The sequence below is a fragment of the Clavibacter michiganensis genome (genome assembly GCF_002151125.1).
Classification (GTDB): Bacteria; Actinomycetota; Actinomycetes; order Actinomycetales; family Microbacteriaceae; genus Clavibacter; species Clavibacter michiganensis_C.
The window spans coordinates 478,715-491,959 of record NZ_MDJZ01000005.1; the positions used below are offsets into that span (position 1 = coordinate 478,715).

6 protein-coding genes are annotated in these 13,245 nt (G+C 73.0%); all 6 read right to left on the minus strand.

What is annotated here, in order from left to right; all coding sequences use genetic code 11:
* Positions 1-235: 235 nt before the first annotated feature.
* Positions 236-6,133: a PKD domain-containing protein gene (locus BFL37_RS04770; RefSeq protein WP_086513989.1), complete on the minus strand. Its 5,898-nt coding sequence runs from the start codon at positions 6,131-6,133 to the stop codon at positions 236-238.
* A gap of 49 nt (positions 6,134-6,182) precedes the next feature.
* Positions 6,183-7,424: a glycosyltransferase gene (locus BFL37_RS04775; RefSeq protein ID WP_086513990.1), complete on the minus strand. Its 1,242-nt coding sequence runs from the start codon at positions 7,422-7,424 to the stop codon at positions 6,183-6,185.
* Entirely contained in the window at positions 7,421-8,239 is an 819-nt protein-coding gene (locus BFL37_RS04780; RefSeq protein WP_086513991.1) for a CDP-alcohol phosphatidyltransferase family protein, read from the minus strand. The genes BFL37_RS04775 and BFL37_RS04780 overlap by 4 nt, the downstream gene beginning before the upstream one ends.
* Entirely contained in the window at positions 8,236-9,468 is a 1,233-nt protein-coding gene (locus BFL37_RS04785; RefSeq protein WP_086513992.1) for a DUF1972 domain-containing protein, read from the minus strand. Before BFL37_RS04785 ends, BFL37_RS04780 begins: the two co-directional genes overlap by 4 nt.
* Positions 9,468-11,012 (minus strand): sugar transferase, encoded by a 1,545-nt coding sequence (locus BFL37_RS04790; RefSeq protein WP_086513993.1) that lies wholly within the window; start codon positions 11,010-11,012, stop codon positions 9,468-9,470. Before BFL37_RS04790 ends, BFL37_RS04785 begins: the two co-directional genes overlap by 1 nt.
* A 419-nt stretch (positions 11,013-11,431) precedes the next feature.
* Positions 11,432-13,245 (minus strand): right-handed parallel beta-helix repeat-containing protein (locus BFL37_RS04795; RefSeq protein WP_143331581.1); only part of this gene is annotated, 1,814 nt, incomplete at its 5' end.

The window sequence follows — 13,245 nt, forward strand, 5'->3', positions numbered from 1 at the left end:
AGGCGGGGGCGAGCGGGGCGGACGTGCGTGTGCGCGTGTGTCATCCCGTGCCCCCCTCGTGTGCGTCGCGGGCGCGTCGCCCTCATCGATCATCCCCGGCGCGTGCCGCCGAGGGCCTTGCATCCGGGGCCCCCGTCCGGGTCACGCTCTGGTGCCGATCATCCTGCGCGCCCGTGCGGGCGGGCCCTCTCGAGGAGGACCCGCCCGCAGCGAGCGACCGGAGGACCGGCTCGGGTCAGCGGACCGTGGCGTCCGTGACCAGCAGGTCGTCGAGCCGGAACGCGACCGGACCGGCCGCCGAGCTCGACAGGTAGGTCTGGATCCCGAACGTCCCCGCGGTCTGCAGGGCGGCCAGGGTCCCGGTCGTCGTCGACTGCCACGCGGTCGGCTCGGCCTGGCCGACGGGCCAGACCTTCGCGTTCATCGTGGTGGGCGACGTGCCCGTGACCTGCACGCGGACCCGCAGCTGCTGCCCGGCCGTGTACATGAGGTTCGGCACGACCACCGCCTTCAGGTTGGTCCCGTTCTCCGACTGCACGATCATGACCTGGCCGGTCGACCGCACCCAGACCTGCGTCTGGTACGTGGCCGTGCCGACCTGGCGCGAGTTGATCCGCACGTAAGCGCCGCCGCCCGTGGGCACCTTGTCCAGCGAGAAGCTGACCTGGGCGTCCGAGGCGGTGGTGCGGACGACGTCGAGGCTCGCGGTGCGGGTCTCGCCGGCGGGGCTGGTGACCTGCGCCTGTCCGTCCTGCACCTTCAGGATCGACGCGTTGCCGGTGACGCGCCAGGCGCCGCCGGTCTCCGCCGTGCCCCAGCCGTTCGCCGTGGTGCGGTCGAAGGCGTCCTGCGCGAGGATCCCCGCGGCGGGCGGCGTGACGACCGGCGCGGTCACCGTGACCGTGCCGTCCTTCTTCGCCGAGACCAGCCCCTTGTCGTCCGTCACCGTGAGCGACACCGCGTACGTGCCGGCGGCAGCGTAGGCGTGGTCGACCGTCGTGCCGGTGCCGGTCGTGCCGTCGCCGAACGTCCAGGCGTACGAGGCGACCGTGCCGTCCGCATCCGCCGAGGTGGATCCGTCGAACGAGGCCGTCAGGTCCTTCGCCGTCGACGTGAACGCGGCGGTCGGGGCCTGGTTGGCCGGCGTGACGACCGGCGCGGTCACCGTGACCGTGCCGTCCTTCTTCGCCGAGACCAGCCCCTTGTCGTCCGTCACCGTGAGCGACACCGCGTACGTGCCGGCGGCAGCGTAGGCGTGGTCGACCGTGCGGCCCGTGCCCGTCGTCCCGTCCCCGAAGGTCCAGGCGTACGACACGACCGTGCCGTCCGCATCCGCCGAGGTGGATCCGTCGAACGAGGCCGTCAGGTCCTTCGCCGTCGACGTGAACGCCGCCGTCGGGGCCTGGTTCGCCGGCACCGGCACCGGCGCGGGGGCCTGGCCGTCGCGGGCGACGACCACGTCGTCGATCCGCGTGGTGACGGGAGCCGTCGCCGACCCCGAGAGGTAGGTCTGGATCCCGACGGAGCCGGCGGCCTGCAGCGCGGCGGTCGAGCTGCTGATGCTCGTCTGCCACGCGGCGGGCTCGGCCTGTCCGGCGACCCAGACCTTCGCCTTGACGGTGGTCGGCGAGGTGCCGGTCGTCAGGACGCGGACGCGGAGCTGCTGGCCGGCCTTGTAGGTCGTGCCGGGGAGCACGTAGGACGCCGGGTTCGACGAGCCCTCCGACTGCACCAGCTGGATCTGCCCGGTCGCCTTGACCCAGACCTGCGTCTGGTAGAAGGCCGAGCCGACCTGGCGCGAGACGACGCGGGTGTAGGAGCCGCCGCCCGTGGGGACGGAGTCGAGCGAGAAGGTCGCGGTGATGTCGGACGACGTGGTGGACACCGCGTCGAGGCTCATCGTGCGAGTCTCGCCCTTCGGCGAGACGACCTGGCCCGTGCCGTCCTGCACCTTGACGATGCTCGTGCCGCCGGTGACGCGCCAGGCGCCGCCGACCTCGGACGTGCCCCAGCCCTGCGCGACCGTGCGGCCGAACGAGTCCTGCGCGAGCACGGTCGACGCGGGTGCCTGGACGGTCACCTGCGAGGTGGTCGTCGTGGCGAGGCCCTTGTCGTCCGTGACCGTGAGCGCCACCGTGAAGCTGCCGCCCGCGGCGTAGGCGTGGGTCGTGGTGCGGCCCGCGCCGGTGGTCCCGTCGCCGAAGGCCCAGGCGTAGGACGCCACGGTGCCGTCGGGGTCGCTCGACGTGGAGGCGTCGAGCGAGGCGACGAGTCCCGCCACGCTGCTCGTGAACGCGGCGACGGGCGCCTGGTTCACGGGCGGGGCGGTGACCGTGACGCTCGCGGTCGTGCGACCGGTGGCGCCCTTGTCGTCCGTCACCGTCAGCGCGACCGTGTAGGTGCCGGCCTTCGCGTACGGGTGGGCGATGGAGGCCCCGGTGCCCGTCGTGCCGTCGCCGAACTCCCACGCCCAGGACGCGATGGTGCCGTCCGGGTCGCTGGATCCGCGGCCGTCGAGGTTCGCGACGAGGTCGGTCGTGGTCGACGCGATGACCGCGGTGGGCTCCCGGTTGACCGGGGGCGCCGTGACCTGGACCTGCGTGGACGCGGTGCCCGTGAGGCCCTTGTCGTCCGTGACCGTCAGCGTCACCGTGTAGGTGCCGCCCGCGGCGTAGGCGTGCGTCGGCGTCGGGCCGGTGCCCGTGCCGCCGTCCCCGAAGTCCCACGCGTAGGAGGCGACGGTGCCGTCGGCGTCCGTGGAGGCGGATCCGTCGAGCTCGGCGGTGAGGTCCGTCGCGGTGGCCGTCACGACTGCGGTCGGCGCGATGTTCGCGGGGGCCGTCTTCACCGTGAGCTCCTGCTGCGTGCGGTCCGTCGTGCCGCGGTCGTCCGTCACCGTGAGCGTCACCGTGTAGGTGCCGGCCGCGGCGTACGTGTGCGACTGCTGCGCGCCGGACGCCTGGACGCCGTCGCCGAAGTCCCAGGCGTAGCCCGTGACCGTGCCGTCGGGGTCGGTGGATCCGGTCGCGTCGAACGCGGCCTCGAGGAACGCGGCCTGCTGCGTGAACGCGGCCTTCGGGGCCTGGTTCGGCACGCGGCCGGTCGTCCCGAGCGCGAAGTGCGTCGCCACCGTGCTCGGGGTGAGCACGGTCGGGTACACCGCGACCTCGTCCATCCGGCCCTGGAAGGTGCCGCTGGAGGAGCCCCAGGTGTTGTCGCCGCCGATGCGCCAGTAGCCGTCGTAGGCCTGCGCCTGCGTCTGGCCGTTCTGGCCGACGAGGTCGCCGTCCACGTAGAGCTTCAGGCCGTCGGATCCCTGCGACGCGACCACGTGGTGCCACTGGCCGTCGTTGTAGGCGCGGGGCGAGGTCGCGAGGTTGGTCTGGCCCGTCCACGTGCCGAACTGCAGGCGTCCGTCGTCCTGCATGTAGACGTGGCGGTCGTAGCTGCCGGAGAAGTTGAACGGATCCGCGTTGTCGCCGAAGCCGATCAGCTTGCCGCCGCGCGTGGTCGTCGTCTGGAACCACATCTCGAGCGAGTAGGCGGTCGGGTTCGCGACCCGCTGCTGGCTCACCGCGATGCTGTCGGAGAACGCCGCCGCCTGGCCGACGGAGCCCGAGAGGGCGCCCGCCTGGCCGAAGCGCACGTTGCGGCCGACGTTCGCGCCGACGTCGTTCTGGCCCGCGTCCTTCAGGGTCGAGGACCCGTCGGCGTCGTCGAGGCGCCAGTAGGACGACGGGTCGGCCGCGTACACGGCCTTGCCGTAGGCGTCCGAGGGCGCCGGCGGGATGGGCGAGGTGCGGCCGGACGCGACCAGGTGGTCGACGACGTCGGCGCGCGTGAGGGCGGTCGGGTAGATCGAGACCTGCGCGATGTCGCCGGCGAGGTAGTAGCTCCGGGGCTGGTTGGGCCAGCCGCCGAGGTTGTCGCCGCCGACGCGCCAGTAGCCCTTGTAGTCCTGGCCGCGCGTGGTGTCCGCGCGCTGGCCGGCGAGCTTGCCGTCGACGAACAGCTTCATGCCCTCCGCGCCCATGGTGGCGACGATCTGGTGCCACTTGCCGTCGTTGAAGCCGGGGGCCGAGTTGAGCGTCTGGGTCGCGCCCGTGTAGACGCCGAAGAAGACGCGGCCGTCGTTGTCGAGGTAGACCATGCGGTCGTAGTTGCCCGACGTGCCCGTGCTGCTGCCGCCGAAGCCGACGACCTTGCCGCCGTTCGTCGAGGTCGTCTTGACCCACGACTCGACGCTGAACGTGTCCGGTGCCTGCACGGCCTGCGGCGTGACCGCGAAGGAGCCGTCCTGGCCGGAGAAGGTGGTGGCGGTGGAACCGTCGATCGGACCCACGGCGCCGCGCGTGGCGTTGTCGACGCGGAGGTCCTCGAACGCGACGTGGTCGAGGCCGGCGGTGCCCGCCTTCTCGTCGAGCGGGTAGTACGCGGTCGCGCCGTCGTCCTTCACGCTCGTGGCGTACGCGTCGCTGCCCGACTGGTCGGTGATGGTGACGGTGTCGCTGACGCGGTTCACGCTGTTGCCCGCCGCGTCCGTCACGTACACGCGGTACGTGTGCGTGCTGCCGGGTACGAGCCCCTTGTCGATGAAGCCCATGGACGGCCGCTGCCAGAAGGTGGAGTCCTGGGTGACCTGGTAGACCGGCGTCGCCGTCTTGCCGTCGCGCACGATCTTGTAGGTGAGACGCGTGTTGTCGCGGTCGAAGGTGGCCTGCCAGGAGATGCGGGCCTCGCCCTTCGTGTAGGAGATCGCCTTCGGTACCAGCTGGTCGTTGGAGTTGGGGCCGACCTTGTTCGGGGCGTCCTTCGCCATCGCGTAGCGCACGAGGCCCTGCTGGGCCGTCGTGTTCACGTAGGGGAACTCGCCGCCGACGACGATGTAGTCGTCGTTGCCGTTGACGCTCCAGGCCGCCTGGCCCTGGCCCGTGAAGGAGCCCGTGACGTACTTCGGGAACCAGTTGAGCAGCGTCGGGGACGGCGTGCCGGCCCAGTTGTGGTAGCCGTACGGGTCGGCCGTGGCCGTGCCCGTCGCCTGCTTGCTGAAGGCGATGCTGTGCTGGAAGGTCCACGGCTCGGTCTGCGGGAAGCCGCCGATGTTGCCGCAGTAGTGCGGGTGGCCGGCCACGTACGCGACGGTGTCGGTCGCGAAGACCGAGTAGCTGTCGCCGTGGCAGTCCTCGACCCAGTTCACGACGCCCGTGTTCGGGTCGGCCGAGAAGGCGCCCTCGAGGTTGCCGCCGTCGCCGAACGTGTAGCCGGATCCGTAGACCCGGTCGCCCGTGGCGTAGAGGCTCGTGATGGAGGACTCCACGCCGGCGTTGCGCACCTGCTGGTTCGCGGCCCACGGGAGGGACGCGCCCGAGGACGGGTCCACCGCGCCGAGGCCGTAGGTGGGGACGCCGCTCAGCTGCGTGAAGCGGCCGCCGACGACGAGCTTGGACGCGTCCTTCGTGAGCGTGAGCGCGTCCACGACGGTGTCCGCGTCCGCGACGAACGGCAGCGTGCTGCCGTTCGTCGCGGACACCGCGGCGAGGTAGTTCCGAGCGGCGCCGTTGACGCTGCGGAACGTCCCGCCGAGGTACACGGTGTCGTCCGTGGCGCTCACCGTGCGGGTCTGGCTCCCCATGATGGGGCGGAAGGTCGGGATGATCTTGCCCGTCGCGGTGCTGAACGCCGCGGCGCGGTAGAAGCCCTGGCCGTCGATGTCGGTGAAGTCGCCGACCACGTAGATCCGGGATCCGTCGGGCGACGCGGTGACCGACAGCGCCTGCGCGTTGAGCTTCGGCGCGAACGACGTGATGAGCGCGCCCGTGCGGATGTCGTACGCGAGGAGGTTGCTGCGGGGCGTGAGGTTCGTGCCGGGCGCGGCGCCCGCGGGGCGCGCGTTCTGGAACTTGCCGGCCACGTAGACCGTGTTGCCGACGACGACCTGCGACCAGGCGACGCCGTCGATCTGGGTCGTGGGCAGCGGGTCGGCGGTGACCGTGGCGGGCGACTTCGGGTCGGTCGGGTCGACCGGCGCGGAGTCCGCCATCGCGGGCTGCGCGATCACGACCGCGGACAGGATGACCGCGGCGGCCGCGGTCATCGCGGCCAGGCGACGTCCCGCGGAGGAGAGGATGCTCATTTCGTCCTTGCTTCGGGTGGGTGGGGCGGGTGAGGGAGGGTGCCGGTGGTCAGCGGTCGCTGGCCGGTCGGGGGCTGCCGACGCGCTTCGTGAGCGTGAGCATCGTGCCCACCGACCGCGCGATGCGCTGCCGGTAGAGCCCGGGTCCGTGCCGGTGCTCGGCGCGGAAGCGGTCGCGGGCGGCCCGGGCGCGGGAGGCGTCCCAGTCCGTCGCGATGTCCTGGAGGGCGTCCGCGAGGGCGGCCGGATCCGAGGGCGGCACCATCACCGCGGACTCGTACCCGCCCGCGGCCTCGCGGAGGCCGGAGGTGTCGCTGACCACCACGGGCCGCGCGGCCAGCAGCGCCTCGACGGCGGTGTTGCCGAACGGCTCGTCCACCCGGGAGGGCACGACGCACGCGTCGGCGGCGGCCACGAAGGGGGCGACGTCGGCGTGGAAGCCGTGCAGAGTGATCCGGTCCTCGAGGTCGAGCACGCGGATCGTCGTGCGCAGCTGCTCCTCGTACGCCTCGTAGCCGGGGAACACGGCGCCCACGATGTCGAGGGTCGCCCGGGCGCCCCGGTCGCGGAGCTCGACGATCGCCTCGACGGCGACGTCCACGCCCTTGCGGTCGGAGAGCCGGCCGACGTAGAGGACCCGGAGGCCCCCGTCGAGCGCCTCGCGCGCCGGCACGACCTCGGCGGGGCCGGGCACGCCGTTGTAGACGACCTCGGCGCGGCGCGCGACCCGCGGGAGGGCGCGGCCGAGCACGTCGACGCTGTAGCGGCTGTTCGCGACGACGCTCGTGGCGAGCGCGAGCGGCAGGGCGAGCGCGGTGCCGATGGCGCGCGACGCGGACCCCTCCGCCTCGTGCACGTGGGCGAGGACCGGGCGGCCGGTGAGGCGGCCGACGAGGATCCACAGCGGGATCGTGACGGTGTTGACGTACACGGCGTCGGGGCGCGTGCGGCGCACGAGGCCGAGTCCGGCGTGGAGTCCGCGGACGGACTGGCCGACGAGGGCCGCGAAGCCGCGCGGGCGCAGCATCGACTTCCGGAGAACCGGCGTGGGCGCATGGTGCACGGTCGCGCCGACGCCCGTCAGCGCCGCGACGAGCGGGCCGTGGGAGGGCAGGGTCACGATCGTGCGGGCGCCGGCGGCCACGAGGCCGGCGACGCTCTCCAGGAGCACGCGGTCGGATCCGTAGAGCTCGGCGCTCGGGTGCGCGACGAGGACCGTGCGCCCGCGGAGGTCGGCACCCTCCTCGTCGGCCTGCGCGAGGGCCTGCTCCACGCCGGCGAACGCGGTCACGCGGGGACCCGCGCGGATCCGGCGGACGACACGGCGGTCGCCTCCGCACGGCGCGCGTCGAGCGCGCCCATGTCGCGGAACCACTTCACCGACGCGAGGGCGAGGTGCCCGGCGTTGGCGAGCATCATCAGCGCGTAGACCGCGAGGAAGACGACGGGGGCGCCGAGCAGCGCGAACACGATGCAGAGGAAGCCGTAGTCGGTGGGGATCACGAGGAGCGAGCGCAGGAGCGTCGACCGGCCGGCCTCGGGGGCGGTGGCGCCGGTGACGGCGTGCACGCGCTTGAGCTGGTCGTTGAGGATCATCGCGAAGAAGCTGGCGGCCGCGACGATCGCGTAGACGACGGGCACGAGCAGCCACGCGTCGGAGTCCGTGGCGGGCCAGCGGAACATCGACACGAGCACCGCGAGGTGCAGCGACGAGATCTTGACGCAGTCGACGACGTGGTCGAGCCACTCGCCCGAGAGCGAGCCGCCGCCGCGGAGGCGCGCGACCTGGCCGTCGGCCGAGTCGAACGCGTAGCCCACCGCGAGCAGCAGCCACACGGCGATGCCGAGCCAGGCGGTCGGCTGCACGAGCGCGATCAGGGCGATCCCGGTGAACGTGAAGGCGGCGCTGATCGCGGTCACCTGGTTCGGGGTCAGCCCCTGGCGGTAGGCCCACGCGGCGAGCAGCCGGCCGGCCGGGCGGTTGACGCGGATCGAGTACGCGGGCGCGCCGCGGGCGGCCTTCTTCTGCGCGGAGGCGAGCCGGCGGACGACGTCGGCGTACGACTCGGCGCGCGGGTCGGTCGCGGTCGCGGCCGGGGCGCTCATCGGCTCTCCTCGAGGAGGAAGGAGGTGCGGCTCGCGTCGGCGGCGCGGAGCTCCGGCTCCCAGCGGGTGGCGGAGCGGACGCCGCGGCTCATGCCGTGCGTCGAGTAGCCGCGCGTCATGCGGGCCGCGAGCTCCTCGTAGCCGTCGGCGATCGCGTCCCAGTCGTAGGTCTCCTCGGCGCGCTCCTGCAGGCGGCGGCCGATCGCGACGGCCTCCTCGGCGGCCGCCTCGGCGCCCTCGACGAGCCGGGCGACCCCGGCGGCGTCCGCCCAGAAGCGGCCGTCCTCGCCGAGCACGTCGCGGTTGAACACGTTGTCGTTCGCGAGCGTCGCGGTCGCCGCGCCCATGGCGCGCAGCAGCGACGGGTTCGTCCCGCCGACCGAGTGGCCGTGGATGTAGGTGAGCGCGTGGGCGTAGAGCTGGTCGAGCTGCTCCTGGTCCCAGACCCCGCCGAGGCGCTGGATGCGCGGGTCGGCGGTGGCGACCTGCTCGATGCGGTCGGTGTAGGCGGCGGAGTACGGCGCGGATCCGACGACGACGAGCGGCAGCGTCGCGTTCGACGCCGTGTACCCGTCGACGATGACGTCGACGTGGTTCTCCGGCTCGAAGCGCGCGACGACGAGGTGGTACTGGCCGGGCTCGAGGCCGAGCTCGGCGAGGCGGTCCGACGCGGGGTCGCGCAGGATGTTGGCGCCGTAGGTGAGCAGCTCCGTGGGGATCCCGAACTCGTGGTCGTAGTAGTCGGCGATGCCCTGCGCGTCGGAGATGAGCGCGTCCGCGTTCTTCACGGCCATCTGCTCGGCGACGCGGTAGTACTTCTTGCCCATGCGGCCCCACTTGCCGCGCTTCCACTCGAGACCGTCCACGTGCACGGCCGTGGCCACGCCGCGCGAGCGGATGAGGGGCACGAACGGCGCGTTGGCGGCGTTGAACACGAAGGCCGCGTCCTGGCGCTTCCCGAAGGCCAGGTGGATCGCGGACAGCGCGGTGTGGCTGAGCGTCTCGATCGACTTGGTCTTGAGCGCCGGCAGGTGCACGAGAGCCATGCCGAGGTGGGTGCGGGGGCGCGCGCGGTTCGCGGAGCGGCAGTAGACGGTGACGTCGTGGCCGCGGGCGGCGAGGCGCTGCCCGATCTCCTCGATGGCGGTCTCGAATCCGCCGTACGCGGCGGGGACCCCGCGGGTCCCGACCATGGCGATGCGGAGTCGACGCGGTTCGATTGCAGACATCAGTAAGCCCCTACGGGTCGGGTGAGCACACGGAAGGTGCGCCACATGATCATCACGTCGCCGGTCAGGGACCAGTTCTCGACGTAGTACAGGTCGAGCCGGACGCTCTCGTCCCAGCTCAGGTCGCTCCGGCCGTTCACCTGCCACATGCCGGTGAGGCCCGGCTTGATGAACAGGCGGCGGTGCACGTGGCTCTCGTAGCCCTGCACCTCGGTCCGCAGCGGCGGGCGGGGCCCGACGAGGCTCATGTCGCCGACGAGGATGTTCCACAGCTGCGGGAGCTCGTCGAGCGAGTAGCGGCGGAGCACGGCTCCGACGCGGGTGACGCGCGGGTCGGCGCGCATCTTGAACAGCGGGCCGGATCCCTCGTTCGCCGCCGCCAGCGCCGCGAGCTCCGCCTCCGCGGTGACCCGCATCGAGCGGAACTTCAGCATGCGGAACTCCTGGCCGCTCTTGCCGACGCGCTCCTGGCGGAAGATGGCGCCGCCCGGGCTGTCGGCGCGGACGACGGCGGCGATCACGAGCATCACCGGCGCGAGGACCAGGAGCGCGAGGCCGGCCACCGCGATGTCGAGGGCCCGCTTCATCACGTGCTTCCCGCCCTCGAACTGCGGGATCTCCACGTGGATGAGCGGGAGGCCCTCGACCGGGCGGAAGTGGATCCGGGGGCCGGCGACGTCGGTGAGGCGCGACGCGAGCACCAGCTCGATCGACGAGCCCTCGAGCTCCCAGCCGAGCGTGCGGACGGCGTTGCTGCCGGCGCGCGGCTGGCTGGCGACGATGACGGCGTCGGCGGCGGTGCGGGCGGCGGCCGCGGCGACGGATCCGAGGTCGGAGACGACGGGGATCGTGCGCCCGGCGACCTCGAGGCCGTCGAGGTGGTCGTCGATGGCGACGCCCACCACCGCGTAGCCGGAGGCGGGACGCAGCAGGATCTGCGCGGCCACGTCCTCGACGTCGGCCCGGGATCCCACGACCACGACCCGCGACAGGTGCGCGCCCTGGAGGCGGCGGCGGATCAGCCACTGCCGCCAGGTCCACCGGCTCACGAGCAGCGCGACGACGCCGAGCGGGAACGCCAGCACGACGTACCCGCGGGCGATGTCGACCTTGAGGAGCAGGAAGCCGACCGCCAGCGCGCCGAACGTGATGGCGGACGCGTTGACGACCCGCTTGTACTCGGAGACGCCGACGCCGACGATGCGGGCGTCGCGGGTGCGGAACGCGCCCAGCACGGCGATCCACGCGGCCACGACGACGACGGAGACGATGCCGTAGTCGAGCTGCACGGATCCGGCGTCGACCGCCGCGTCCCCCGTGCCGAAGCGGGTGAGCTGGGCGACGAGGACGGTGGCGACGATGATCGCCCAGTCGCTCGCGATGAGGCGGGTGCGGTAGTCACGGGCCCAGCGGCGACCCGAAGGGACGGCGGGCGCGGCGGGGGCGACGCCGGATCCGATGATCGGGCGGTGCGCGGAGCGGCGCTCGGCGCGCAGGCGGGTGCGGCCGCCCCGGGTCGCGGGGCGGTTCCTCGTGGTGCTCATCGCGTGCCGGGCAGCGCGTCGAGCGGTCGGAGGGTCTCGTGGGGTCGGGTGGATGCGGGGAGGCGCGGCCGACGGGCTCGGTCCAGCGCCGATGACGGGTTCATCGGGTGAGTTCCTGCGTTTCGGGTTACAGGTGGGTGGTGCGGGGTGCGACGCGGTCCGGGAAGACCTCGTCCGGTTCACGGCTCGGGGACGGACGGGCTGGGTGGGCCTCGTCCGAGAGCATCCATCGCGGGTACGACGGGTGAACACCGGGTGGTGACGGTGGCAATGCTAGAGGCTGCCCGCGTCTCCCGGCCCCTCCCCCTTCGGGGGACGCATGCGCCCCGACGCGCAGGCGGGCCCACGCGCAGGCGGGCCGCCGCGCAGGCGGGCCGATCCCCGGTGGGGATCGGCCCGTCGTCGGCGTGTGCGCGGGATCAGCCGGCGGTCGCCCCGACGGTCCGGGCTCCCGTGACCACGCCCGTGAGCGAGGCGACGAGCGCGGGGACGCCCACGGCGATGCCCGACTGCAGGGAGGCGATCTCGCTCGTGATCCGCAGGTCGGATCCGAGGACCCTGCGGCCGATCACCTCGAGGCCCGTCCGGTCGTTACCCGTCGCGTCGCGGAACGCGGCCAGGGTGCCGTACACGGCCGGGTTGCCGGGGCCGCGCGTCCAGACGACGGCCCAGCCGGGGATGCTCGCCTGGTCGCGCTGGTAGACGTTGCCCGACGTGCGGATGCCCATCTGCGCCGCGGACCGCTTGTGCGTGTGGTCCTCGACGGCGAGCAGCGCGTTGCCCGTGCTGCCCTGGAGCACGTTGTTCGAGATCGTGATGTCGGTCACGACCCAGGTCACCGTGGGGTCCGGCAGCTTCTGGCGCGGGTCGTGGCCGGCGGTGGACAGGTTCGTCGCGATCCGGTCGCCCTGCGAGATGTCGATGTCCCGGTCGTTGGCGGAGAACGTGTTGTTCCAGACGCCGATGTGGCCGGAGTTCTCGATCCAGAGCCCCTCCTCGCCGCTGCGGGCGATGACGTTGTCCGCCACCGTCGCGGTCGCGGAGAGCTCGAGCACGATGCCGGCGCCGGTGTTGTCGAGGACGTCGTTGCCCGTCAGCGTGATGTCGTAGACGGACTCGTCGAACCACAGGCCGTTGCCGGCGTTGCGCTGGAAGTCGCTGTCGAGCACCTGGATGTCCCGCGACCGGCCGATCTTGAAGCCGCCCGACACGGGAGCCCGGTTGAAGCGCTCCAGGTTGTTGTCGGCGACGAGCAGGCGGGTCGCGACGAGGCGGTCGGCGTAGACGGCGCGCATCCCGAGCATGCCGTTGCGGGCCGAGGTGACCGCGGTGAGCTTGGCGTCGGTCGCCATGACCGACAGTCCGATGGTCGCGATGTCGGTGATGACGACGTTCTCGAACGCGACGCGCGTGCCGTGGATCTGCACTGCGCCCTGGTCCGGTACGGACGGGGCGTAGCGGCGGATGCCGATGCCCCGCACGGTGCTGCCGTCGCCGCGAACCTGGAGCGCGCTGACGAGGTCGCTCGACCGGACGCTGGACGAGCGCGGGTCGGATCCGACGTGCAGGCGGTCGGCCGCGCGGTCGACGAAGAACGTGCCCGGGACCACCTGCGCCCGGCTCGCGACCTGCTTCTGGGCGGTGGCCCCGAACCAGACCTGGTCGGGGTGGGCCGCGAGCGGGAAGGCCGGGTTGACGAACGACCAGCTGGCCGCCGTGCCGTCCGGTGCGCCGCGCGTGTAGGTGGGGCTGGTGTCGAAGGACAGGTCCCACCCCGGCGCGTACCAGCCGGATCCGGATGCCACCCACTGCGTGAGCGTCCGGCTGCCGTCGAGCCAGACCTTCTCGCCGGGGTACGACTGCAACGTGAGCGCCTTGCCCTTGGGCATGACGACGGACTCGTGGTACGTGCCGCCGCGGACGACGATGGTGCGCCCGGAGGCGGCCACGTCGACGGCCCGCTGGATGGAGCGGAAGGGCGCGGACGCCGATCCGGACGCGCGGTCGGAGCCGGTGGTGGCGACGAACAGCGCGTTCGACGGCACGGGGTAGCGCGTCGAGCCGACGGGCGCCGACCCGGATCCTGGACGGGCGTCGGCCAGCGGGATCGCCTGCTCGGCGTCGCCGGTGCCCGTCGCCGGGGCGGGGACGGGCGCGGGAGCCGGCGCCGGCGCGGGCGCGGGCGCGGGCGCGGGCGCGGGCGCGGGCGTCGTCGGCGCCGGCGTCGATATTC